Origin of the sequence: Advenella kashmirensis W13003, from assembly GCF_000506985.1 — a bacterium.
Classification (GTDB): domain Bacteria; phylum Pseudomonadota; class Gammaproteobacteria; order Burkholderiales; family Burkholderiaceae_B; genus Advenella; species Advenella kashmirensis_A.
The window spans coordinates 2,097,602-2,121,463 of record NZ_KI650979.1; the positions used below are offsets into that span (position 1 = coordinate 2,097,602).

20 protein-coding genes are annotated in these 23,862 nt (G+C 56.5%); 12 read left to right on the forward strand and 8 right to left on the reverse strand.

All coding sequences use genetic code 11. From position 1 onward, the window contains the following. Positions 1 to 135: 135 nt before the first annotated feature. From W822_RS33605 to W822_RS33640, 8 genes are all read left to right on the forward strand, one after another. On the forward strand, positions 136 to 1,005 hold the full coding sequence (locus tag W822_RS33605; RefSeq protein ID WP_034279546.1) for a MurR/RpiR family transcriptional regulator: 870 nt from the start codon (positions 136 to 138) through the stop codon (positions 1,003 to 1,005). Then, positions 1,002 to 1,973 carry an isoaspartyl peptidase/L-asparaginase family protein gene (locus W822_RS33610; protein WP_024005022.1) on the forward strand — a complete coding sequence of 324 codons (972 nt, stop codon included), beginning with the start codon at positions 1,002 to 1,004 and terminating at the stop codon, positions 1,971 to 1,973. The genes W822_RS33605 and W822_RS33610 overlap by 4 nt, the downstream gene beginning before the upstream one ends. A 102-nt stretch (positions 1,974 to 2,075) precedes the next feature. Beyond that, complete coding sequence (locus W822_RS33615; protein ID WP_031242616.1) at positions 2,076 to 3,932, forward strand: dipeptide ABC transporter ATP-binding protein; 1,857 nt, start codon at positions 2,076 to 2,078, stop codon at positions 3,930 to 3,932. A gap of 56 nt (positions 3,933 to 3,988) precedes the next feature. Further along, positions 3,989 to 5,542 (forward strand): glutathione ABC transporter substrate-binding protein GsiB, encoded by a 1,554-nt coding sequence (gene gsiB, locus W822_RS33620; protein WP_437177145.1) that lies wholly within the window; start codon positions 3,989 to 3,991, stop codon positions 5,540 to 5,542. Positions 5,543 to 5,621: 79 nt separating this feature from the next. Continuing rightward, positions 5,622 to 6,542 carry a glutathione ABC transporter permease GsiC gene (gene gsiC, locus W822_RS33625; protein WP_024005025.1) on the forward strand — a complete coding sequence of 307 codons (921 nt, stop codon included), beginning with the start codon at positions 5,622 to 5,624 and terminating at the stop codon, positions 6,540 to 6,542. 10 nt (positions 6,543 to 6,552) lie between these two features. Further along, entirely contained in the window at positions 6,553 to 7,455 is a 903-nt protein-coding gene (gene gsiD / locus W822_RS33630; RefSeq protein ID WP_024005026.1) for a glutathione ABC transporter permease GsiD, read from the forward strand. A 101-nt stretch (positions 7,456 to 7,556) separates the two neighbouring features. Next, positions 7,557 to 8,627, forward strand: coding sequence for a DmpA family aminopeptidase (locus W822_RS33635; RefSeq protein ID WP_024005027.1), 1,071 nt, complete (start codon positions 7,557 to 7,559; stop codon positions 8,625 to 8,627). 96 nt (positions 8,628 to 8,723) lie between these two features. Further along, complete coding sequence (locus tag W822_RS33640; protein ID WP_024005028.1) at positions 8,724 to 9,548, forward strand: M55 family metallopeptidase; 825 nt, start codon at positions 8,724 to 8,726, stop codon at positions 9,546 to 9,548. A gap of 60 nt (positions 9,549 to 9,608) precedes the next feature. Here W822_RS33640 and W822_RS33645 read toward each other — a convergent pair whose 3' ends face one another. Beyond that, entirely contained in the window at positions 9,609 to 10,253 is a 645-nt protein-coding gene (locus W822_RS33645) for a VOC family protein (RefSeq protein WP_024005029.1), read from the reverse strand. A gap of 27 nt (positions 10,254 to 10,280) precedes the next feature. Beyond that, positions 10,281 to 11,066 carry a cysteate racemase gene (locus W822_RS33650; protein ID WP_081724334.1) on the reverse strand — a complete coding sequence of 262 codons (786 nt, stop codon included), beginning with the start codon at positions 11,064 to 11,066 and terminating at the stop codon, positions 10,281 to 10,283. A gap of 145 nt (positions 11,067 to 11,211) precedes the next feature. On the opposite strand from W822_RS33650, the gene gor reads away from it, so the two are divergent. Further along, the gene (gene gor / locus W822_RS0123515; protein ID WP_031242621.1) at positions 11,212 to 12,558 is read left to right on the forward strand and encodes a glutathione-disulfide reductase; all 1,347 of its coding nucleotides are present in this window, start codon (positions 11,212 to 11,214) and stop codon (positions 12,556 to 12,558) included. Positions 12,559 to 12,621: 63 nt separating this feature from the next. Here the strand turns inward: gor and W822_RS33655 are convergent, their stop codons facing one another. From W822_RS33655 to W822_RS33670, 4 genes are all read right to left on the reverse strand, one after another. Beyond that, on the reverse strand, positions 12,622 to 13,977 hold the full coding sequence (locus W822_RS33655; RefSeq protein WP_031242622.1) for a c-type cytochrome: 1,356 nt from the start codon (positions 13,975 to 13,977) through the stop codon (positions 12,622 to 12,624). Between the two features lie 10 nt (positions 13,978 to 13,987). Next, the gene (locus tag W822_RS33660) at positions 13,988 to 15,766 is read right to left on the reverse strand and encodes a GMC family oxidoreductase (protein WP_024005032.1); all 1,779 of its coding nucleotides are present in this window, start codon (positions 15,764 to 15,766) and stop codon (positions 13,988 to 13,990) included. A 2-nt stretch (positions 15,767 to 15,768) separates the two neighbouring features. After that, positions 15,769 to 16,512: a gluconate 2-dehydrogenase subunit 3 family protein gene (locus W822_RS33665; RefSeq protein WP_024005033.1), complete on the reverse strand. Its 744-nt coding sequence runs from the start codon at positions 16,510 to 16,512 to the stop codon at positions 15,769 to 15,771. A 162-nt stretch (positions 16,513 to 16,674) separates the two neighbouring features. Further along, positions 16,675 to 17,580 carry a LysR family transcriptional regulator gene (locus tag W822_RS33670; RefSeq protein WP_024005034.1) on the reverse strand — a complete coding sequence of 302 codons (906 nt, stop codon included), beginning with the start codon at positions 17,578 to 17,580 and terminating at the stop codon, positions 16,675 to 16,677. Positions 17,581 to 17,693: 113 nt separating this feature from the next. Here W822_RS33670 and W822_RS33675 point away from each other — a divergent pair, with 113 nt between their 5' ends. From W822_RS33675 to W822_RS33685, 3 genes are read left to right on the forward strand one after another with little or no spacing between them, the layout of a single operon-like run. Next, complete coding sequence (locus W822_RS33675) at positions 17,694 to 18,491, forward strand: SDR family NAD(P)-dependent oxidoreductase (protein ID WP_031242624.1); 798 nt, start codon at positions 17,694 to 17,696, stop codon at positions 18,489 to 18,491. Continuing rightward, positions 18,475 to 19,422: an SMP-30/gluconolactonase/LRE family protein gene (locus W822_RS33680; RefSeq protein WP_024005036.1), complete on the forward strand. Its 948-nt coding sequence runs from the start codon at positions 18,475 to 18,477 to the stop codon at positions 19,420 to 19,422. Before W822_RS33675 ends, W822_RS33680 begins: the two co-directional genes overlap by 17 nt. Before the next feature lie 18 nt (positions 19,423 to 19,440). Then, complete coding sequence (locus W822_RS33685) at positions 19,441 to 20,421, forward strand: Bug family tripartite tricarboxylate transporter substrate binding protein (RefSeq protein WP_031242626.1); 981 nt, start codon at positions 19,441 to 19,443, stop codon at positions 20,419 to 20,421. 9 nt (positions 20,422 to 20,430) lie between these two features. On the opposite strand, the gene W822_RS33690 is transcribed toward W822_RS33685, so the two are convergent. Further along, positions 20,431 to 22,431 (reverse strand): ATP-binding protein, encoded by a 2,001-nt coding sequence (locus W822_RS33690; protein ID WP_024005038.1) that lies wholly within the window; start codon positions 22,429 to 22,431, stop codon positions 20,431 to 20,433. A 122-nt stretch (positions 22,432 to 22,553) separates the two neighbouring features. Next, on the reverse strand, positions 22,554 to 23,801 hold the full coding sequence (locus tag W822_RS33695; protein ID WP_024005039.1) for an NAD(P)/FAD-dependent oxidoreductase: 1,248 nt from the start codon (positions 23,799 to 23,801) through the stop codon (positions 22,554 to 22,556). Positions 23,802 to 23,862: the final 61 nt, after the last annotated feature.

The window sequence follows — 23,862 nt, forward strand, 5'->3', positions numbered from 1 at the left end:
GTTCTTCGCGCAACGAGTCCGAAAAGATGGTATAAAGCAAATAAATGTAATTTAATTTTCACAGAAAACAAAAATAGTAAGTTTATTTACATACTTCAGACGTTTTCTCTACCGTGAGCGCTCGCTCCTTTTACCATGATCGAAACGGACTTTACCCGCGCGCTGGCCAGTCGTTTGCCCGAGCTGACCAAACCTCAGCGTTTGTTGGCGACCTATGTGCTTGAGCACCCGTTCAAAGTCGCCATTATGTCGATTGACGAGTTTGCGCAGGCAGCGGGCGTCTCCAGCGCCAGCGCCAACCGCTTCGCACGGGCCCTGGGTTACCCGGGTTACGCGCAGTTTCGGCAAAATATCATCAAGGGATTTGAAGGCGTGCTGGAATCGGTCAATCGATTGAAGAAAGAACAGTCTTTTCCTGCGACCAATCAGGAAATCATGGCCAATGTGCTGATCGAAGGCCAGCGCAACCTGGAAAAAACACGCCTGAACCTGAACGCCGAAACCTGTGATACCGCAGTGAACATGATTCTGGCGGCAAGGCGGATTTTCGTGCTGGGCCTGGGTACCAGCGGTTACCTTGCCGGCCTGCTGGAACGACGCCTGATGGCGCATAACGATATGGTAATCAGCCTGGCCGGGCCGGGTGGCGTGACCAATGCCGCCCGCCGACTGGCGCGGGTCAATAAAGACGATCTGATCATTGCGCTCACCTTTCCCCGTTACCTGGCTGACACCGTCAAAATCGCGCAACGCGCGCACGAACTCGGCGCGCGCGTCCTCGGATTGACCGACAAGGCCACCGCGCCTATTGTGCCGGCGTGCGATTGCATTTTGTATGCATCAACCGATACCCAGTATTGCAGCAACAGCGACCCAGTGGCGCTGGCGCTGATTGACGCCCTGATGGCTGCACTGGATTACCGCTCACCTTTTTCGGTAGAGCTTGCCACAGAAGTGGCAGAAACCATTACCCCCTGGCTTATTCACGGAGAAACATCGGCATGACGACTGCCATTATCGCTATTCACGGCGGAGCGGGCGCACTGTCGCGCGAAACGATCACACCGCAGCAGGAAGCGGCCTACCAGGCAGCGCTGAACGACATTCTGGTCCAGGGTAGTGCGTTGTTGGCACAGGGTGGATCGGCACTGGATGCAGTGACCCTGGCAGTTCGCCTGCTTGAAGATTGCCCGCTGTTCAATGCGGGATATGGATCGGTCTTTACCAGTGCAGAAACACATGAAATGGATGCCGCCATTATGGATGGCGCGACGCTGGCTTGCGGCTCGGTCGCCTCGATTGCAACCGTTCGCAATCCGGTCCTGGCCGCGCGGGCAGTGATGGAAAAGAGCGAGCATGTCTTTTTCTGCGGCAAGCCGGCAGAAGCGCTGGCGGCCGCGGCCGGACTGGAGATGGTCGCTCCTGATTACTTCAGCACCCCGGAGCGTCGTGCACAGCTGGACCGGGTACGTGCCGATGGTGCCGCCAGTTTTGTACTGGACCATGATGCGGCCCGACACGCTTCGAAAGAGGACGCAGCACCGCTGGACGAAGATAAAAAACTGGGTACGGTGGGGGCGGTGGCGCTGGATCAGTCCGGCAATCTGGCTGCCGCAACATCTACCGGTGGCATGACCAATAAACAGCCAGGCCGTATCGGTGATTCGCCCATCATCGGTGCCGGGTGCTATGCCAGCAACCGCAGCTGCGCCGTTTCCTGCACGGGCACGGGCGAGATGTTTATCCGCAGCGTGGCTGCATATGACGTGGCAGCACAAATGCAATATGCCGGCGCCAGCCTGACGCAGGCGGCTGACCAGGTCGTTTTTGATACGCTGCCGGCTATCGGCGGGGTCGGCGGCTTGATCGCCATTGATGCGGCCGGCAATGTCGTTCTGCCGTTCAATTCGGAAGGAATGTACCGGGGTTACGCGCGGGTCGGGGAAGCGCCGGTGACGGGAATTTATCGCTGAGCCAGACCCTCAGGTTTTGGCTGCGATAGGGAGAATCAGTAAGTGAACACAAATGTCATGAATCAACATAACGGCGACGAACCGGTCGCGACTACCGCTCAGATGGCATCAGGCACCGTTCTGGATGTACGCAATCTGAGCGTCAGTTTTGTCGGCTCGGAAAGAACCGTCCAGGCCGTACAGGATCTGTCTTTTACGGTGGGTCAGGGCGAAACGCTGGCCATTGTCGGCGAGTCCGGTTCTGGAAAATCCGTCACGTCGCTCTCGCTGATGCGCCTGGTCGAACACGGTGGCGGGCGGATTACCGATGGTCAGATGCTGTTTCGCCGGCGCCAGGGACAGGTCGTGGATATGGCCCGTCTGGCCGGTCCCCAGTTGCGCGCCATTCGCGGCGCCGACATGGCCATGATTTTTCAGGAACCCATGACCTCGCTGAACCCGGTGTTCAGTGTAGGCGACCAGATCGCCGAATCCATTCGCCTGCATCAGGGCTTGAGTCAGCAGCAGGCCCGGGCCGAAGCCTTGCGCATGCTGGAACAGGTTCGTATCCCCGAAGCACGCGCCGTTCTGTCCCGGTTTCCGCATCAATTATCCGGCGGGATGCGTCAGCGTGTGATGATCGCCATGGCCCTGGCCTGTAAACCGGCGCTGCTGATTGCCGACGAGCCGACCACCGCGCTGGATGTGACGATCCAGGCGCAGATTCTGCAACTGATACGCGAGCTGCAGAAAGAAATGAAAATGGGCGTGATTTTTATCACACATGACATGGGTGTGGTTGCTGAAGTGGCTGATCGGGTTCTTGTCATGTTCAAGGGCAACAAGGTTGAACAGAACAACGCCGAAGCCATTTTTCATCAGCCACAGCATCCCTACACAAAAGCGTTGCTGTCGGCTGTGCCGCGTTTGGGCTCCATGAATGGGACGTCACTGCCGGCCCATTTCGATCTGCTGTCGCTGCAGCAGGCGCGCACCGACGAGTCCGTGGCATCGCATGAACCGGTGGCGCTGGTGCCTGACCGCGAGTCTGGCCCTATCTTGCAGGTGAAAGATCTGGTCACGCGGTTTGATGTGACCAGCGGTATCTTCAATCGCGTGGTCAAACGCGTTCATGCCGTCGAAAAAGTCAGCTTTGATCTGCATCCGGCAGAAACCCTGGCCCTGGTCGGAGAATCCGGTTGCGGCAAATCGACCACCGGCCGTTCGTTATTGCGTCTGATCGAAGCGCAGTCGGGACAGATTCTGTTCCAGGGACGCGATATCAGCCAGCTCAATACTCACGAGATGCAGGCCGTGCGACGCGATATCCAGTTTATTTTCCAGGATCCGTATGCCTCACTGGATCCGCGCCAGACTGTCGGCTATTCCATTATGGAACCATTGCTCATTCACCGCGTGGCCAGTGGCCGCCAGGCCCTGGAGCGGGTCGAGTGGCTGCTTGAAAAGGTCGGCTTGCCCGCGTCCATGGCACAACGGTATCCGCATGAGTTTTCCGGCGGACAGCGCCAGCGGATCTGCATCGCACGTGCACTGGCGCTGAATCCGAAAGTGGTGATCGCCGACGAATCGGTGTCGGCGCTGGATGTATCGATTCAGGCGCAGATCGTCAATCTGCTCATGGATCTGCAGAAAGAATTTGGCATTTCCTATCTGTTTATTTCACATGACATGGCCGTTGTCGAACGCATCAGCCACCGCGTGGCGGTCATGTATCTTGGGCAGATTGTTGAGCTGGGTTCACGTCGCGAGATTTTTGAAAACCCGCAACACCCTTACACCAAAAAGCTCATGGCCGCCGTTCCCATTGCCGATCCGCAGCGTCGTCATCAACTGTCGACACTGATGGCTGGTGATATACCCAGTCCGGTAAGGGCTGTGGGCGACGAGCCGACGGTGTTGCCGCTAGAACAGGTCGGAACCGACCATTTTGTCGCCCGCCATTCGGTAGGCGTTTATTGATTTTTCTGCCATGTCGGCAGAAAAGCATTTGCTCATTACCCATATCAGGGAGACTCTTGATGAAATCGTATCACCTACGCAAAACCATGCTGGCACCGGTCCTGATGGCTGGCCTGGCTTTCGGCCAGAGCGCACTGGCTGCCAAAGACGTGACCGTGGCGGTCCCTTACGGATTCGACTCGCTTGATCCATACAACACCAATTCCACGCAGTCTCAGGCAGTCGGCAAAGGCTGGTATGAAGGGCTGTTCGGTTTTGATATGGATTTCAAAATTCATCCGTTGCTGGCGACGGGTTATGAGGTCAGCGAAGACGGGTTGACCTATACCTTCAAACTGCGTGAAGGCGTCAAATTCCATGATGGCACCGACTTTAATGCCGACGCCGTCAAGGTCAATTTTGAACGGGTTCTTGATCGCAGCAACGCGCTGGGTCGCTATAACCAGTTCAAGAATATCGATAAAGTAGAAGTGATTGATCCATCTACCGTTAAAGTGACACTGAAGGCACCGTTTTCAGCCTTCATCAATAATCTGGCCCACCCGTCTGCCATGATCATTTCTCCTGCCGCCCTGAAAAAATATGGCAAGAATATCAATCTGCATCCGACCGGAACTGGTCAGTACACGTTTGTGGAATGGAATCCCGGCCAGAACGTGAAGATGAAAAAATTCGATGGCTATTGGGACAAGGATCATATCGCCAAAGTGGATACGATCAATTTTCGTGTAGTGACCGACAACAATACCCGTGCTGCTGTCATGCAGACTGGCGAAGCGCAGTTTACCTATCCGATCCCGTACGAGCAGGCAGCGATATTGAAGAAAAATGACAAGGTCGATGTCATTGCCAAACCGTCCATCATTGCGCGTTATATCGCCATGAATAATCTGGTCAAGCCTTTCGATAATCCGAAAGTGCGTGAAGCCATGAACTACGCGATCAACAAGGAAGCCCTCAATAAAGTGGTCTTCAATGGCTTTGCGCGCGTGGCCGAGGGCGTGGTGCCGGGCAAGGTCGAGTTTTCGCAGAAGATGAAACCGTGGCCCTATGATCCGAAAAAAGCCCGTGAATTGCTGGCCGAAGCCGGCTATCCACAGGGGTTTGAAACGACGCTGTGGAGTGCCTATAACGATGGAACCTCTGTCAAGGCAATCCAGTTCATCCAGCAGCAGCTGCGTCAGGTCGGCGTGAAAGTTTCGGTCGAGGCACTGGAGGCCGGTCAGCGCGTACAGCGGGTTGAAACTGTGCAAAACCCCAAAGATGCCAAGGTGCGCATGTACTATATCGGCTGGTCCGCTTCCACCGGTGAAGCGAACTGGGCGCTGAGTCCCTTGCTGGCGGGCGATGCCTGGCCTCCGACCTTCGGCAATTTTTCCTATTACAAAAATGATCAGGTCGACAAGGACCTGGCCGATGCCTTGAAGACAACCGACAAGACCGAGAAAAGCCGGCTGTATAAAGACGCCCAGGAACATATCTACAAAGACGCTCCCTGGGTGTTTCTGAATACCGCTGATACGGTCGCGGCCCGCAGCAAGAAACTGGATGGTTTCGAAGTCATGCCCGACGCGTCGTATTACTTCAAGGATGTCAGCCTGAAAGACTGATCCGCCACTGCATTCGCAGTGTCATTGCAATTGAAATCGCCGCGGCGCTTGTGGGTGCCGCGGACTAATGGACGCTAAGATGTTTTCCTATCTGGTCAAACGGATTATCGGAATGATCCCCACGCTGATTCTGGTGTGCGTGGTGGTCTTTCTGTTTGTACATATGCTGCCGGGCGACCCCGCCAGGCTGGCCGCCGGCCCCGAGGCCGATGCCGAAACCGTTCAGAATATCCGCAAGGAACTGGGCCTGGATTTGCCGCTGCCGCAGCAGTTCGGTCATTATTTGCTTAATCTGAGCCAGGGTGACCTGGGCACATCGCTGCGCACCAAGCGGCCGGTGCTGTCCGAAATCGGCGCGCGCTTCATGCCTACGCTGATTCTGACGCTCACCAGTATGGTCTGGTCTGTGATTTTTGGCCTGGTCATCGGCGTGGTCTCTGCTGTCTGGCGCAATCGCTGGCCCGACCGTCTGTTTATGACGCTGGCGGTGTCGGGCATTTCCTTTCCTCCCTTTGCGCTGGGTATGATTCTGATACAGATATTTGCCGTCAATCTGGGCTGGCTGCCATCGGTTGGCGCCACCAGCTGGCAGCACTATATTCTGCCTTCCATTACACTGGGTGCAGCGGTCGCGGCTATCATGGCGCGCTTTACCCGGGCCTCTTTTGTTGAGGTCATTCAGGAAGACTTTGTGCGGACGGCTCGCGCTAAAGGCCTGTCAGAAAAAGTCGTGATTATCAAACACACCTTGCGCAACGCCCTGATTCCTGTGGTTACCATGATGGGGCTGCAGTTTGGCTTTCTGCTGGGTGGTTCAATTGTGGTGGAAACCGTGTTCGGCTGGCCGGGAATGGGTACGCTGCTGGTTGATGCCGTGACTGCGCGCGATTACCCCGTCATTCAGGGACTGGTTTTGCTGTTCTCGTTTGAATTCATTTTGATCAATATGATTGTTGATGTGCTGTATGGCGTCATCAATCCGACTATCCGTTATCGCTAACGGGACCGACATGACGCAAGTTACTTCTTCTCCAATTGAATCCTTACCGCCAAAACGGGAGCGCATCCGCACCCCGATGACGGAATTTATCCGCAAGTTCCGCAAGCAGCATTTGGCTGTCGTGGCGGCGCTGTTTATTCTTGCACTTGTCATTATCGCGATCCTGGCACCGTGGATCGTGCCGTTTGATCCCGAAGAGTATTTCGACTATGACCGGATCAATCAGGCGCCGTCGACCCTGCACTGGCTGGGCGTCGATTCGCTGGGACGCGATATCTTCAGTCGCATTGTGATGGGTACGCGCATTTCCCTGGCCGCTGGTTTTATCTCTGTCGCGCTGGGTGCGATTGTCGGCACTGTGCTCGGTTTGCTCGCAGGCTATTACGAAGGCTGGTGGGAACGCATCGTGATGCGTATTTCAGATGTGTTGCTGGCCTTCCCCGGAATCCTGCTGGCCATCGGCGTGATCGCCGTGCTCGGCCCCAGTATGGTGAACGTGGTCATTGCCGTGGCTGTCTTCAGTATCCCGGCCTTCGCCAGGCTGGTCCGTGGCAATACCCTGTCCTTGAAGAACATGACCTATATCGAGGCGGTGCGCAGTATCGGCGCATCGGATTTCACGATTCTCTTCAAGCATATACTGCCCGGCACCATTTCACCCATTCTGGTGTATGGCACGATGCGTATCGGGACCTCGATTATCACGGCCGCTTCGCTGTCGTTTATCGGCCTGGGTGCCCAACCGCCTACGCCAGAGTGGGGCGCCATGCTGAACGAAGCCCGCTCCGATATGGTGCTGGCGCCGCACGTTGCAATCTTTCCGTCTCTGGCCATCTTTTTGACGGTACTGGCTTTCAATCTGCTGGGCGATGGCTTGCGTGATGCACTGGACCCCAAAATTGACAGGCAGTAAAGCCGAAGTAGAATCGCGCCGGCCCGTGCCGGCGTTGCAGGAAAAAAACAATGACTCAATCCGAAACGAAATCCCAGCCGTCGAACGTGGCCGGGGGCGAGATGCCACCTGCGCCGGTGGTCGGTATTTTGCCCGCCGGGCCGCATAACCGTATTACTGATGTAGCGGGTGTGCGGGTAGGTCACACCACCCGCGCGCAAGCCGGTGTGCAGACCGGTGTAACCGTGGTGTATCCGCATGCCGATGATCTGTTCTGCAACAAGGTACCGGCGGGCGCTGCGGTTATCAACGGGTTCGGCAAAAGCCTGGGCCTGTTGCAGTTGCAGGAACTGGGCACGATTGAAACGCCCATTGCCCTGACCAACACCTTTGCGGTGCCGATCGTTGCGCAGGCGCAGATACGCCAGGCCATTGCCGCCAATCCAAAGATCGGACGTGAATGGAGCACCGTGAATCCGTTGGTACTCGAATGCAATGATGGCTACCTGAATGACATTCAGGCCATGGCCGTGACCGAGACAGATTATGTCGATGCCTGCGCGCAAGCTGCCGTGACGTTTGAACAGGGCTCGGTCGGTGCGGGACGTGGTATGAGCTGCTTTGGCTTGAAAGGCGGCATCGGCAGCGCATCGCGTCTTGCCCGGCAAGAGGGGGGGCTGGCGGGTACTGCACCCGACTATATTGTGGGCGCACTGGTCTTGTCCAATTTCGGCAAGCTGCGCAATTTGCGTGTCAACGGCGAACTGCTGGGTCAGTCGATCAAGCAACGTATGGCGCGTGTTGCGGTTCCGGCATATGCAAATGAGACGGTCAATGAACCCGACAAGGGATCAATCATCATCCTGCTGGCAACCGACGCGCCGCTGGATGCGCGACAATTGCGGCGCCTGAGCATGCGTGCGGCCGCCGGACTGGGTCGCACGGGTTCCAGTTTCGGGCATGGCAGCGGTGATATTGCCATTGCGTTTTCAACGGGCATGCGTGTTGGGCAGGAACTGGGACACGAACAAACGCAAGTTTGGCCATTGCACGAACAGCAATTGGATCCGCTCTTTGATGCGGTAGCCGAAGCGACCGAGCAGGCTATTATCAACGCACTCTGGGCAGCCACGGCCGTGACAGGACGTGACGGGCATACCCGTCTGCCGGTGACGGACTGGCTGCAGGATTGAACCGCGTCTGCTGGACGAGCCGGTGCTGCTCGTCATCAGGCATTATTACAGTTGCAATGTTCCCGTTTTGTTCAGGGGGCGCAAGGAAACAGCAAAATGAAAGTGTTGATCTCAACCGATATTGAAGGCGTCGCCGGCGTCGTTGACGTGCAGCAGGTGCGGGCGGGGAATGTGGAATATGAACGGGCACGGCAATGGATGACTGCCGAGGCTAATGCGGCTGTCGTGGGGGCATTCGAGGGCGGCGCTACCGAGGTCTACGTCAATGATTCGCATGGCGGGTTTCGCAATATCATTGCAACAGGCATTGACGCGCGCGCCACGCTGATTACCGGCAAGCCGCGGGTATACAGCATGATGGCCGGCCTGGAGTTTGATGTTGATGCGGTTGCGCTGGTCGGGCATCATTCCCGTGCCCAGGGACGGGGCGTGCTGGCACATACGATCAACAGTTCTGCCTTTGCCCGCGTCCTGGTCAATGATCTGGAGCTGGGTGAGCCGGGCCTGTATGGCGCACTGGCAGGCGAAGCCGGCGTGCCGGTGATCTTCGGCAGTGGTGATCAGGTGTTTATTGAAGAGAATACCGGTTTTTTTGATGGCGCTGTCTGGGTGCAAACCAAGCGCGCCATGGGTCATAGCAGTGCTGCGACGCTGACGCCCGAGGCGGCTTGTGAAGGTATTCGTCAGGGCATGCATAAGGCCGTGCAAAACGCGATCGCGCGCAGCATGACGCCATTTGTCATTGAGGCGCCCTACGAATGTCGCCTGCAAACCAACTCGCCCGCCCAGGCCGATATGTTTTGCATTCTGCCGGGAACCGAGAGGGTAGATGGCGTCACATTGTCATTTCGGGCGGCCTCGATGGAAAATGTCATTCGTACGCTGAATGTGTTTTCAACCATGTCGGCGGCGCTGCGCTAAGGGGTTTTAACTGTCTCGCTGGGCGCTACGATCATAATGCACGTGCGTTCTATTCAGCCATTAGCCCAGTTCGCACAAGCCCTGTGGCGTTCTGATCAGTGCCCGCAGACCGGCGGGCCTGTCGGGTGTGCTGGGAAAGACAGACAGCGGTGCATGCAAATTCAGGCTGGCGGCCAGTGTTAACAGACGTTGTGGCTGGGGATGATAAATATGCAGTGCCTCCAGCGCCAGTCCGTGATCCGGCATGTTCAGCACAGGCCGTTCGGGCGTCTGCCATTCGATCAGCGCGGGCGCCAGACCGTCCAGCGGCGCAACGCCGCTTGCGGGAATCGTAATCAGCCAGTCCAGATGGCCGCGTTGCATCGGCGTGACTGGTCCCAGTGGTTCAGCGCTGGCTGCTGCCTGTGTATGGATATCTGTGCTGCGCACGACCCAGGCCGACAGGGATGGTGCACTGTCCGGTTCCCTTTGATCCAGTCCGAACCAGCGCGGTTGCGCAGGATGTACGGCTTGCGGGTTCACGGCAATCACTTCCAGATAACAATCGGGCCCGCAACGCAAGAGGCGGTTGTGTGTCCCCATGGCCGGATGCGCGCCGCCCGGGCCGGGCTCGATGCCCAGGCGCTCACGCACAAAAGCGACACCGGTATCAAGATCACTTGCGGTCACGACGATATGATCAATCACTGCGTGCGGCTCTGGCATGAACACTCCGTTTTTGTTGCGGCTCACTCAGCCTGCGGCCTGGCTTGCGGACGCGGGGCGCGAGAATGCATCCAGCACCGCGCGCGCCAATGCATCGATCGAATCGGATATGACAACTGAAAACTCGTTGCGGCGCACAGGCGGGATGGCCAGCGGCAGCTCGGTACAACCCAGAATGACAGCGCGCGCGCCCAGATCGGTCAGGCGGCCGACGGCCTCGGCGGCGGGGGCAAAGGCCAGTGCATCCTGATTGGATTTGACGGCGGCAATCGACTGCATGGATAAATCACGAATGACATTGTCCGGGTCGGTCAGCGGTTCGTAGCCGGCTGCACGCAATGCATCCTGATACAGTCCCAGTTGGATGGTGGCTGGCGTTCCCATGACGCCTACCGGACCATCATGAATGCCGTTACGCTGCAGATCCTGAATGACTGAGTCGACAATATGCAGCACCGGAACGCTGACGCTGTCTCGCAGTTGTGCAAACCACAGATGAGCTGTGTTGCACGGAATGACAACGCAGTCTGCCCCCCAGCGCTGCAAATCCTGCATGCCTTCAATCATGGCCGGCAAGGGGCTCGGGCCGTCTGACAGCCTGTTTGCACTGCGATCGGGAATACGGGGGTCATTACGCAATAGAACAGGGATATGGGCCTGATCGGCGGTGACCGGGGTCAATTGCACCAGCCGGGCCGCGAAAGTGGCACCGGCCAGCGGCCCCATACCGCCCAGGACGCCCAGAACGGGCCAGTTTGGAGGCGCCGGGGGGCTGAAAGCGGGGGCGGGCAGGGGTGTAATAGTCGCTGGCATAAATATCAATCTCCGTAATCCATGATTATACGACTGCGGCAGCTCGTAGACATGCTGAATCCAGGGTTTTGCTGCGCTTGCCCGGGCAGTGAGGGTACAATCAGTCCGGTCCAATCATATTGCGCATTTTGAAGGTGGAGTCAGCATGGAAAGTTTCGACTATGATTTTTTTGTAATCGGCGGCGGCAGTGGCGGTGTTCGTGCCTCGCGCATGGCCGCGCAGACCGGCGCACGGGTGGCGGTAGCCGAAGGCTCCGATCTGGGCGGCACGTGTGTCAATGTCGGATGCATCCCCAAAAAACTCTACAGCTACGCTGCGCACTATCATGAGGCGTTTGAAGAGGCACGCGGCTTCGGCTGGCAGGTGGGCGAGGCTGCGCTGGACTGGTCAATGCTGAAAACCAACCGTGCGAAGGAAATTTCCCGTCTCAATGGCATCTACCATTCGCTGATTACCAATGCAGGTGCGACGCTGCTGTCTGGCTGGGCATCGCTTGCCGGACCCAACACCGTGAAAATGGATGATGGCAAAACCTATACCGCCAGGCATATTTTGATTGCCACGGGTGGCTGGCCTGTCGTGCCCGAATTTCCGGGGCGCGAGCATGTGATTACTTCGAATGAAATATTTGATCTGCCGCAGTTCCCCAAGCGGCTGGTCGTTGTGGGCGCCGGCTATATTGCCTGTGAATTTGCCTCTATCTTCAACGGGCTGGGTGCACAAGTGCATATCGTGATTCGCCGCGATCGTATCCTGCGTGGTTTCGATGAAGAAATCTGCGCCTTTACCGCAGAAGAAATGAAAAAGGCCGGTGTGCATTTTCACTTTGAAACGCGGGTGGACTCCATTGCCAAAGAGAGCGGGCAGCTGTCAGTGCAATTGAGCGATGGTACAACGCTGCCGGCCGATCAGGTCTTATATGCAACCGGACGTGCGCCCAATGTGCAGCGTTTGAATCTGGAAGCAGCAGGTGTGCAGGTCAACCATAACGGCGCCATTCAGATTGACGAAAACTACCGCACGTCCGTGCCTTCCATCCACGCCCTGGGCGATGTGACCGATCGCATCCAGCTGACCCCCGTCGCGCTGGGCGAGGCCATGGTGCTGGTGGATCATCTGTTCGGCAAGGGTGAGCGTCGCATGAGTTATGAGAATATTCCGACAGCGATCTTTACACATCCCAATATCGGCACGGTGGGCTGCACCGAACATGAAGCGCGTGAGCGCTTTGGGGATGTCCGCATCTATCGTTCGGACTTCCGTCCGCTCAAACATACGCTCAGCGGCAGCAGCGCCAGAATGATGATGAAACTGATTGTGGACCAGAAAACCGATCGCGTGGTCGGTCTGCATATGGCCGGGGATGATGCCGGCGAGATCGTGCAGGGGTTTGCCGTTGCTGTGCGTATGGGCGCCACCAAAGCGGACTTTGACGCCACCATCGGGATTCATCCGACGGCAGCTGAAGAGTTCGTGACGATGCGCGGATAAGCACCTGGAATCAGAACGGGCCGGCGGCGCTTCAGTGTCAACTGAAGCCGGCCGGCCTTTATTTCACTTGTGGTCCTGTTCTGCGACCTGTTTTGTTATTGAAGCCGGCAGTGTCTTGCGCACGGCCGCCACTTGAGATGCATTGACTGCCGCGGCTTTGTTACCCCAGGCCGAGCGCACGAACGTGGCCAGTTCGGCTGTCTCGTCGTCGTTCATCCGGCCGGCAAAGTGCGGCATGCCCAGATCGGAAGGCGCGGCCTGGGTCGAAGGCAGCGTGGCTCCGGCCAGAATGACATGAATCAGCGAGGAAGGGTCGTCTGCCAGAACCAGTGGATTGCCGGCTAATGCGGGGAAGGCGCTCTTTTCGCCGGAGCCGCTGCTGCGATGGCAGGCGGCGCAATTGTCTACGTAAAGACGCGCGCCCAGCGTACGGGTGATGCCGTTGCGCAGATCATTTGCCGTCTGGTCAGAGGCCACAAATTTTGGAGCCGCATCTTTCGTCGCGCCCGAAGGCAGGGATTTGAGATAGGCAGCCATCGCCATGGCATCTTCCCGGCTGGCATATTGCGTGCTGTTGGCGATGACATCTGTCATCGGGCCGGTTACGCCCGAATGCACGCTGCGACCGGAGAGCAGCAGATCGGCAATATCCTGGGCACTCCAGGTGCCCACGCCCGGCCCGTCCTTGGCGCGCAGGGCAGGGGCAGTCCAGCCCTCTACGCTGGCACCCGTCAGAAAATCGGGATCCTTCCCGGTCAGCCCTTTTTCCTGCTGGCCAAAGCCGCGCGGCGTATGGCAGGCGCCGCAATGCGCGAGCCCTTCGGTCAGATAGGCGCCCCGTGCAATCTGTGCATTTTCGGACGCCTTGTCATCAAAGTCCGACGCATCATAGAACGCCAGATTCCATACCGACATCAGTTTGCGTATGCCAAACGGAAAACGCATCTCTGCCGGTTTGCTGGCCAGGTTGACGGGTCCGACTCCTTGCATGAAATACGCATAAAGCGCGCGAATATCATCGTCGCTGATTTTTGCGTACGAAGCATAGGGCATGGCCGGATACAGATGCGTACCATCCGGCAGTCGGCCTTCGCGTACCGCCCGGGCAAATGCCTGAAGGCTGTAGGCGCCGATGCCGGTCTGGCGATCGGGCGTGATGTTGGATGAGTAAATGGTACCCATGGGCGTGGCCATGGCCAGTCCGCCCGCAAAGGGTTTGCCGTCGGGTACACTGTGACAGGCGACGCAGTCGCCCATGCGCGCCAGATAGGCTCCTTTGGCAATCAGGTCTTTATTGCCTGCATCGGCAGGCGCGCTGTCGGCCAGCTCGGGCTTGGCAGGTGTCAGGTAATCGGCGCCGAATACAACGATAAAACCCAGCACGATGATGGCGACAAGAAAAACGAGTATTTTTTTCATCACATTTCCTTTATGCCTGTAGCAGTGCGCCGGGGTTTTTCAGATACTGCGTCGTAATATGATGCAGCGACCACAAGGTCAGCGCAGCCAGCGGGCCGGTCGGGTTATAGGCCCGGTTTTGGGGAAATGCACAGGCGCCCATGACAAAGACATTGGGGACGTCCCATGATTGCAAATATTTATTCACCACCGAATTATCCGGTCGCTCTCCCATGATGGCACCACCGGTGTTATGAGTGGACTGATAAGGCCGCAGATCGAATTTTGAGCCCAACGGTTTGGCCGCGCCCACAATCTGTTTCGCATTCATGGCCTGCGCCACCTTGCGGGTCTGTTTGACCGCATCCTGCGCCACTTTCAGGTCGTTGTCGTTCAGATTGAACGTCATGCGCAACAAGGGCAAACCATGGGCGTCCTTGTAGGTCGGATCCAGGTCAAGATAGCAGTTGCGATACGCCATGCTGGAGGTGCTGATGCCAAACGAGACCGATGTCAGGTAATTGTCCTTGATGGCTTTTTTCCAGCCCGACCCCCACTTGGGTGCGCCGGGCGGTAAATGCATTTGTCCGATCGGACGGCCACCGGTCAAATTCAGTCGTACCACCGAACCGCCAATGGCACCGAGCTTGCCCATATCAAGCTGATTGGTGTTCAGATCATCAAACGCCTGGCCAGCCGCGCCGGTCCCCATAAAAGGATTGATATGCGTGTTGCTGTCATAAAACAGCGTGTAGCCCGCGCCCACCTGGTAAGCATAGTTCTTGCCGACGGTGCCTTTGCCTGTGGCCGGATCATATTGCTCCCCAATACCCGAGAGCATGAGCAGGCGAACGTTATGCAACTGATACGCACACAGGACCACCAGGTCGGCAGGTTGCTCGACAGTGCGACCCTGTGCGTCGATGTAAGTGACGCCGGTTGCGTTCTTTTTTGTGTCGTCCAGATTGACTTTGGTCACATGGCTGTGCGTGCGCAGTTCGAAATTTTTGCGCAGTCGCAGGGCAGGCATCACACAGACATTGGGCGAGGCTTTTGAGTAGTTGTAGCAACCAAAGCGCTCGCAATAACCGCAATATGTACAGGGCCCCATCTGCATGCCGTACGGGTTGGTATACACTTCCGATGTGTGCGCGGCCGGTGCCGGGTATGGGTGGTATCCGACTTCGCTGGCGGCTTTGGCAAACAATTGCTGCGCGACATTATCTTTCAACGGGGGCAGCGGGTAGTCGCCCGATCGTGATCCTTCGAACGGATTGCCCTTGCCGGTGACTTTGCCATTGATGACGCCGGCCGCGCCGGACGTGCCGCAGATGGCTTCGAATTTATCGTAGAACGGTTCGAGTTCTTCATACGTGACGCCATAATCCTGAATGGTCATGTCGTCGGGAATGAGTGATGCCCCGAATTTTTCCGTGACGTAACTACGAAGATTCAGCTCTTCAGGCAATGACCGGTAAAGCATGCCGTTCCAGTGCGAGCCGGCGCCGCCCACGCCATCGCCCGGCAGGAACGCGCCATAGGCGCGATAGGGCAATGCCGTCTCGCTCGGACTGTGGCGCAGGGTACAGGTTTCCTTGGAAAAATCCTGGAACAGACGATAGCGCAACGCATATTCCAGTTCGTCCGCAATACGCGGGTAGCTGAAGTCGGGTTTGGTGTCGCGATCGCCGCCTCGCTCCAGCGCGACCACATTCAGGCCCGCGCCGGTCAGTTCCATGGCGGTCAGGGCGCCGGTCCAGCCGAGGCCGACGACAACGACATCGACTTTCTTTTTTTTGATGTCAGCCATGCTCAACCCCTCTCGCCGGAAATACTGACGGGGCCTAATGGATATTGCTCATTGCGTCCTACCCAGTCATAAAAGTCGGCGCGAGCGCCCGGAAAACCGATCAGTTTCCAGCCCACCATTCCTTTATTGCCGCCATGAATGGGGTCCGACAGAAAACCCTCACGGGTATGGTTCAGCAAAAATGAGAAAAAATCGCCAGCCTTGACCTGATCATAGGTGATTTTTCCGGCTTCCAATTGTTTGAGAATGTCGTCCTTTTGCAGGTCGTTCAGCTCAGCAAAGACTTTCCCATCGAAATGCTGTTTGCAATAGTCGTTGGTTGCCGCGATCCCTGCCCTGTACACTTCGCGGGGCTTCAGACGGGATTGATAACCAAACTCCGGCGGGGCGTCGGCAAACGGACCTTGCATATACCAGGTCGCAGCGTGTCCGTAGCCTGATTCCATTTGCCTGTCCAGATATTCGATCACACCGGCCTCGACAGCACCGGGTCCGTTTTCGTCTTTCGGGATCAGCCGCCCACAGGCCGCTTCCAGGAAGGCCACTTCGGCTTCCTGGAAGTAGGTGGGTGTATAGGGGCGGTTGTCTACGGGGGTGGAAAAATCGGGATTCGGTTCGGCCGCCTGGGCCGGATTCAGTGTGGCAAGTGGCAGAGCGGAGAGCGCGCCGCCTGCCGCCAGAGAGCGGGTCAGGAACATGCGCCTGCCGGTTGCTTGGTTTTTATTGGACTTGTCGTCATCGGTCATGTCTGTCTTCTCCCAGGGATGCAATGGATGATGTTTTCAGTTAAATGAGCGAGTCATGAGCCGGCGCAGGAGTCGGTTCACCTGAAACATTCTAGTAGTCCAAGCTATCAGCAAGCTGAAAAGTGGCATTTGCATGCCAGAGAGGCAACAACAATAACGCCGTCAGCGCATATGGGATGTCATATCAATGCCGCGAATGATCTGGGCAACGGCCAGCACCAGCCGGGACTCGGCGGCAGCCGTGGCGATGGCCAGTGTCAGATTATTGCGAATGACCGGCTCAACAATGGGCGCACAGCTTAAATTGGTCTGGCCGGGAATATCGCGGAGCGCCGAACGGGGAATGACGGTGAATACCTGTTCGTGCGAATAGCTCAGGGTTTCCACAATCGTCTGTACCACATCCACTTCGGCGACAACATTCAACTGCACGCCGTGTTCCCGGCAGGTCTCTTCGACCAGGGTTCGAATCGTATTGGGCGCACTGGGCAGCACGAGTGGATATTGGCCCAGATCGGCCACCGGGATTTGCTCTGGCAACCGCAGACCGCTGGCGTGTGCGTGGGCCAGGACCAGATCTTCGCGGTACAGCGACTCCACCTGCATTAAAGAAGAGGGTGCAGGTTCGTAAAGCAGGGCCAGATCGACCTTGTCTTTGAGCAGCCAGTCGCGCAGCTGGGCACTCAGGCCTTCGGCCATGGTGATAGAAGACGCGGGAAATTGCGCCCGGAACTGCTGCATGATATTGGGTGCGAGCCGTCGCGCGATGCGTGGCGGAATCCCCAGACGCACGCGGCCGGGTGCGGCAGACCGAAAATTCATTAAATCCTGTTTGGCCTGTGTAGCTAATTGGTGCAGGGTTCTGGCATGGCCGAGCAGGCGGGCGCCGGCTTCGGTCAGCTCCACGCCGCGACCGGTACGCACCAGCAGGTGCTGGCCCAGTTCAGTCTCAAGTAATTGAATCTGTCGGCTCAGGGATGGCTGGGAGAGGTCGAGCATGTCCGCCGCGCGCGAAAAGCTGCGTTGCTCGGCAATCACAATGAAATATTGCAGCTGTTTTAGATCCATTCCGCAATGATATACGTTTTTTCAATATCAGAAGTCGCAAAGGCGGTCTTGATGATTTGCGGCGTCTCGCGCATGATGACTGTGATTGAACCATAACAGGGATGAGAGACAGCATGAAACGCCTGGAAAACAAAGTCGTTATCGTGACCGGCGCCGGTAGCGTCGGTCCGGGATGGGGTAATGGACGCGCGATCGCCTGGCGCTTTGCGAGCGAAGGCGCGCGCGTCTTCGCCGTGGATATGAACGCCGACGCGCTGACAGAAACGGTGGCCCGGGTGAATGAGGTTAACGGGGTGATCCGTACTTGGACGGCCGATGTGACCTCGGCCGATGCGGTGTGCGACATGGTTCAGGCCTGCGAAGACGCCTATGGCAGGGTTGATATTCTGGTCAATAATGTGGGCGGTTCCAGAAAGGGCGGACCGGTCGAGCTGGACGAACAGGCGTGGGACAGCCAGATCGACTTCAATCTGAAAAGCGTTTATCTGGGCTGCAAATATGTGCTGCCCGCCATGCAAAAGCAGGGCGCAGGCGCCATTGTGAATATTTCGTCAACGTCGGGCATACGCTGGACCGGTTCGGCGCAAGTGGGCTACGCCAGCGCCAAAGCGGGGATTATCCAGTTGTCGCGGGTTGTTGCGGTCGAATATGCCAAAAGCAATATCCGTTGCAATACCGTGATTCCAGGTCAGATGCACACACCCATGGTCGAGACCCGTCTGGCCGGCCAGCGGGCAGGCGGTGACGTGGATGCGCTGCTGGCACAGCGTCAGTCCCGCATACCGCTGCCGTTCATGGGCAATGGCATTGATACGGCCAACGCCGCACTGTTTCTGGCGTCAGATGAAGCCCGGTTTATTACCGGTACGGAAATCATTGTGGATGGAGGCATGAGTGCGCGCTGCGACTGACGAGCCTGTCCGTTATCCGGATCCCGCCGTCATTGCGCTGGATGAGCGGTTTCATGCCTTGACCCTGCCGCTGGCAGCAGTTGAGCGCGTGGCCAGCGGCTGCCGCTGGGCCGAAGGACCGGTGTGGTTTGGCGATCATCATTGTTTGCTGTGGAGCGACGTACCCAATAATCGCATTATGCGCTGGGACCCCTTGACCGGCCAGAGCCACGCATTTCGTACACCATCGAATTACGCCAACGGCAATACCCGTGATCGGCAGGGGCGTCTGGTCAGTTGCGAGCATTTGGCGCGTTGCGTGACCCGTACCGAACATGACGGCAGGATCACGGTGCTGGCCGATCGCTTCGAAGGGAAACGATTGAATTCGCCCAATGATGTCGTTGTCAAATCCGACGGTTCCATCTGGTTCACAGACCCGCCTTTCGGTATCGTGGGCTATTACCAGGGGGAAAAGGCAGAGCAGGAACTGGCGGCCGGGGTGTATCGCATTGATCCTGATAGCGGGCAGGTGACGCTGGTAAGTGATACGGTGAACGGACCGAACGGCCTGGCGTTTTCTCCGGACGAATCACAACTGTATATTGTTGAATCGCGTGCGCGTCCGCGCAATCTGCTGGTCTTTGATGTCAGCGGCAACGGAAAATCACTGAGCGCACAACGAGTCTTGTTTGATGCCGGGGAAGGGACGCCGGATGGTTTTCGCGTCGATATCCACGGCAATTTATGGTGCGGCTGGGGAATGGGCTCGGCCGAACTGGATGGCGTGCGTGTATTCAGTCAGCAAGGAGATTTACTGGGACGCATTGCCCTGCCTGAGCGATGCGCCAATCTGTGCTTTGGTGGTCCGCATCGCAATCGGCTTTTCATGGCGTCGTGTACGTCGGTTTATTCACTATTTGTCAATACGCAAGGAATTGCAGGCGCCTGACGGCGCAAGGAGGAAGACATGTCCGTATTCGGAAAAAAATATATCAAGCTTGCAATACCCATGGTCGCTGCGGTATCTTTTGCCATCGTTCAGCCGGTTCTGGCTGCAGCGCCCGTGAGCGTGGTCGTTGCCTTTCCTGCCGGTGGGCCGGGCGATACGATTGCCAGGGTGACAGGCAAGGAACTGGAAAGTCATTTGAAAACGCCGGTCGTGGTCGAGAATAAACCGGGTGGCAATGGAGCTATCGCCGCCAGTACCGTGACGCGGGCCAAGCCCGATGGCAATACGCTTTTTCTGAGCTCCACAGGTGCGATTGCCGTCAACCCGTCACTGTATAAAAAGCTGATCTATGATCCAGCCAAAGACCTGCAACCTGTCGCCTTGCTTGTATCGACGCCGGAAGTGCTGGTGGTGTCCAAGAAAAGTGGTATCACAAGTGTGAAAGAGCTGCTTGAAAAGGCCAAGACCAATCCTGAGGGCATTTCCTTGTCGACGTCTGGTGTCGGCAGCATGCCGCATATGGCGATTGCCCAGTTTCGCATTGCCACAAAGGCCAACACATTGATCGTGCCTTTTGGTGGCGCGGCACCGGCCATTACGGCGACGATTGGTGGGCAAGTGGACGGTTTTTTCGGTGATGTGTCCGGCCTGGTTCAGCATATCAAGACGGGTGCGCTTGTGCCGATCGGGATCGCCTCGGAGAAACGCTCAGCGGCCTTGCCCGATGTGCCGACCTTTGATGAACTGGGTATTAAAAATGTGCATGCCATCAACTGGTACGGCGTTTTTGCTCCCACTGGCACACCCGAAGAAAAAATAAAGGAGCTCAATACGGCCTATCGCGCTGTCATGAAGACGCCGGCTGTGCAGAAATACGTGCAAACCTCTGGCCTCGATACGGGCGATCTGGAGCCAGCGCAATTTGGTACCCTGATTGAAGAAGACACCAAAAAATGGGGCGAACTCATTAAGGCGGAGAATATCCGGATGAATGAATAAGCCTGGATTTTAAAGGGCGGATTTGAGCGATGGCGTATCTGATGTTGCCCAAGTGGCCAGTTCGTCGGGAATGTACTTGGAATGGGCTTTGCGCAGATATTCAAGTTCGCTATTTGAATCCGCTTGATAATGCAGCTGTTGACTGAAAAAGCTCAGGCGTGCTCTGGCGTCGTTCAGGATTTCAGACCAGGATTTTGCCCATACGGTAATATTCAGGGCATCGTGGTCAAAGACGACGCCTTCCGGCCGGTTTTTCTGCCGGGCTTTTAACTGTGCATATTCATCCATTTCGTTAGCGACGACCCAGAATGTCCATTTCGTGCGTTGCTGATGAAAGCGTTCGTCTTTTGCGACAGCGATCGCATAACTCTCGATTTGTGTCAGTACTTCTGAGTTGATCTTCTGACTGGGACGTTTGAGTTCCACGACAAGATACTCATGTGTCCCCTGAGTCGGCTGGATTGCCCTGGCAAGCATCAGATCGATTCGTCCACTTCTGCCACCTTCGCGTATGACGGGATCCTCGTCGTCCTTGCGTTTGCCCAGTTTCTGAAGGTAAAGTGCGAGCGCGTCTTCCAGCGTTTTCTCTGACCCGGCAAGATTGAAGTCTTCCTTGAAAATCCATGACTCGCCTTCCAGCGCCTTATGAAGCTGATCTCGTTCCAACAATTTTTTTCTGGATTTGGTGTTGAAAAGCAGATCGCTTAACGCTTCGATGAAATTGAGACGATCAGCGACAGTCGTTGCCGAAGAGATAATTTTCGACAAGGTTGTGCGCCTAAGTAGTTTTGCCAAGTCGTCCTGTTCGTCTGCCTTGAGATTCAACACTTCGTCCATAATGAGACGAACCGATTCAGGGTTCTCGCGAATGGCTTGGGCAAGCAGTCGAAAAGTAAATTTTTTCGACGTGGCAGGCGCGTCTTCAAACAGCGGAAGATGGTCTTCCACGTTGACTGCCAGGATATCGAAAACCTGCCGTTCGATCTGTTCAGACGTACCAATCTCTGGTTTATCTTCGTAGGGATAGATATTTTCGCTCTTCCAGCGTTGAATGGTCTCGCTACGATGCTGGAGCACGCGAGAGCGGAAATGTGCTTTGACCTTGTCTTTAACGACACGAAGGATTTGCGCAACGTCATTATCTAATTCAGCCAGGACCAAACCATGGCGCTGGTCAAGGTCACGGAAATAGTCTGTTTTTATATAAACCGTAAAATGGTACCCTGGCGCTTTGATTTGCGGTCCAATTGCAATCTCATGCAGTGATACCCCCGACCCGTCGCACAGCTGAAATACTCTTTCGATGGGAACGGTCCACTCGATGATTGAAATTGAGACTGGCGTTCGCTTTCCGTCAGATAATTCGACATCACCAAGATGGGCGTCCTCTTTATGTTTTTGAACGGATTTTGGATCAACCCGTTCGCCATCATACGTCAGCGCCAGGCCCGGATATTCAGTCAGGTATGCTGCGAACAGTTTTGTCATTTCAAGCAACGTACTGTGATTGCGTAGCGATGGAAAACTGCTTTGAATGTCGGAGATAAGCACAGTGGTTCCGGTTTTTGGCCGACTGGCATCTTGTGGCATGGTTGCCTGGAAATCAGTCAGCCGGCTCGCGGTGCCAGTTATGCAATAGGATTTGCATTTACCATTATCCCGAAAGGTTGTTGCCCACTCTACTGTGTTTCCGAGAGAGAATGCTTTAAACCGACCCTTTCCGTTTTTGCCGTGCAGGGCTCGACCGCTGGGTCTGTGAGATTTGGCTTTCCAGGAATCTCCCAGGCTGCCAAACAAATCATCCAGGCGCACCCAATCTATACCGTGACCATCGTCGATGACATGGATCGTGTGAAGGCCACCAAGTTCATTCGGCTTCAAAACAACATTGACCTGGTGTGCCCCTGCATCGAATCCATTCCAGATGAGTTCCGCGATGGCGGCAATTGGATTGGACGTCGATAAAGATTTGAGAAAGTCGGGTTTTGCTTTGACTTTGATATCTAACATTGGATCTGGCGCTCATAAACATGAATGTTTCCGTCGTTTGCCAGTATCCGATATTTTTGCTCTTTATGTAACTAGTAGACTGCGTAGTTTTTTGATTTTCCGCGCGCTGTTTTGTCCACCTTTTACTGAAACCGATCCAGCGCAAACGGCGCCAGTTCTTCGGCCCCGGCTTGTCCATTCAGGGCGCGGGTCAGCAATCTGCCGGTATTGACCGAGCCGGTCAATCCCAGATGGCCGTGGCCGAAGCCGCACCACAGGCCGGGTTGATCGGTCACGGGGCCGATTACCGGTAACGAATCGGGCATGCAAGGTCGGTGTCCCATCCAGGTTGTGTAGCCGTCCAGATTCAGGCCGTCCAGGCCGGCCAGTGCGTGGTCTTTAAGCAGCATCGCCCGCTTGGTATTCATGGGCTGTTTCGCGCCACCGAACTCCACGGTACCGGCGATGCGCAACGCGCCCTGCATGGGGTTCATGAAAATCTTGCGGTCCGCCAGCACGACGATGCGTGACAGGCTCACGCCAGGGTGGGGCGCCTGTACATGGTAGCCGCGCTGGCTTTCCAGCGGGACTGGTTGCTTCAGCGTCGCCAGCAGTTCGCGCGAGCCCATGCCTGCACAGATCACCACCTGATCTGCCTGCCAGGATTGCTGACCGTTATGCAAAACCCATTGCTCATCACGACGGTGCAACGTGCTGACGGCTGTATTGATAAATTCAACGCCCGCTTGAGCGTTGGATTGGGCAAGAGCCTGGGCGTATTGGAACGGATCGGTGACCCAGCCTTCATCGGGCAGGAACCAGCCACTGCGGTAATTTTCGTGGACAGCCGGTTCAAGTTCTGCGATTGCGCCGCGATCCACGTCGTGCATTTCCAGGCCGAACGCTTTCTTGAGTTGCCAGGAGGCCTGATCCTGCTCGCGGCTTGCCGGGTCAGGATATAAATGCAATTGTCCGGTTGTTTTGATCAGATGCGCGCAACCGATTTCTTGCGCCAGTTCCTGATGATGTTGCACCGACCCGCTCAGCAGGCCATGAAGCGCCCCTGCTATTTGCTGGACGCGCTCGGGTCGCGAAGCGGCAATAAATCGCATAAACCACGGCAGGGACGGAAGCCAGTAGTTGAATGGTACATGCAGGGCACTGGTGTTATCGAGCAACATGGATGCGGCCTGCCGGATCACACCGGGCATGGCCAGCGGGGCTACGGAGCCTTCGGACAGGGCGCCGGCGTTGCCGAAGGAACATTGTGAACCGGGATCCTGCGCATCAAAGACGGTCACCTTCCAGCCTGTTTTCTGAAGGGAGTGCGCGGTACACAGGCCGACAATGCCTGCGCCGATAATGGCCACTGATTTTTGCTGACTGGACATGAATGGTTCTCTGTTAGCCGGAAGATGGCATTCATTGTAACGGTTCAATCCCGGGTAGAAT

Bases quoted from the DNA above. Each gene is read 5' to 3' on its own strand.
- W822_RS33605 (WP_034279546.1), top strand. From the start codon at position 136: ATGATCGAAACGGACTTTACCCGCGCGCTGGCCAGTCGTTTGCCCGAG.
- W822_RS33610 (WP_024005022.1), top strand. From the start codon at position 1,002: ATGACGACTGCCATTATCGCTATTCACGGCGGAGCGGGCGCACTGTCG.
- W822_RS33615 (WP_031242616.1), top strand. From the start codon at position 2,076: ATGGCATCAGGCACCGTTCTGGATGTACGCAATCTGAGCGTCAGTTTT.
- gsiC (WP_024005025.1), top strand. From the start codon at position 5,622: ATGTTTTCCTATCTGGTCAAACGGATTATCGGAATGATCCCCACGCTG.
- gsiD (WP_024005026.1), top strand. From the start codon at position 6,553: ATGACGCAAGTTACTTCTTCTCCAATTGAATCCTTACCGCCAAAACGG.
- W822_RS33635 (WP_024005027.1), top strand. From the start codon at position 7,557: ATGCCACCTGCGCCGGTGGTCGGTATTTTGCCCGCCGGGCCGCATAAC.
- W822_RS33640 (WP_024005028.1), top strand. From the start codon at position 8,724: ATGAAAGTGTTGATCTCAACCGATATTGAAGGCGTCGCCGGCGTCGTT.
- W822_RS33645 (WP_024005029.1), bottom strand. From the start codon at position 10,253: ATGCCAGAGCCGCACGCAGTGATTGATCATATCGTCGTGACCGCAAGT.
- W822_RS33650 (WP_081724334.1), bottom strand. From the start codon at position 11,066: ATGCCAGCGACTATTACACCCCTGCCCGCCCCCGCTTTCAGCCCCCCG.
- gor (WP_031242621.1), top strand. From the start codon at position 11,212: ATGGAAAGTTTCGACTATGATTTTTTTGTAATCGGCGGCGGCAGTGGC.
- W822_RS33655 (WP_031242622.1), bottom strand. From the start codon at position 13,977: ATGAAAAAAATACTCGTTTTTCTTGTCGCCATCATCGTGCTGGGTTTT.
- W822_RS33660 (WP_024005032.1), bottom strand. From the start codon at position 15,766: ATGGCTGACATCAAAAAAAAGAAAGTCGATGTCGTTGTCGTCGGCCTC.
- W822_RS33665 (WP_024005033.1), bottom strand. From the start codon at position 16,512: ATGACCGATGACGACAAGTCCAATAAAAACCAAGCAACCGGCAGGCGC.
- W822_RS33670 (WP_024005034.1), bottom strand. From the start codon at position 17,580: ATGGATCTAAAACAGCTGCAATATTTCATTGTGATTGCCGAGCAACGC.
- W822_RS33675 (WP_031242624.1), top strand. From the start codon at position 17,694: ATGAAACGCCTGGAAAACAAAGTCGTTATCGTGACCGGCGCCGGTAGC.
- W822_RS33685 (WP_031242626.1), top strand. From the start codon at position 19,441: ATGTCCGTATTCGGAAAAAAATATATCAAGCTTGCAATACCCATGGTC.
- W822_RS33690 (WP_024005038.1), bottom strand. From the start codon at position 22,431: ATGTTAGATATCAAAGTCAAAGCAAAACCCGACTTTCTCAAATCTTTA.
- W822_RS33695 (WP_024005039.1), bottom strand. From the start codon at position 23,801: ATGTCCAGTCAGCAAAAATCAGTGGCCATTATCGGCGCAGGCATTGTC.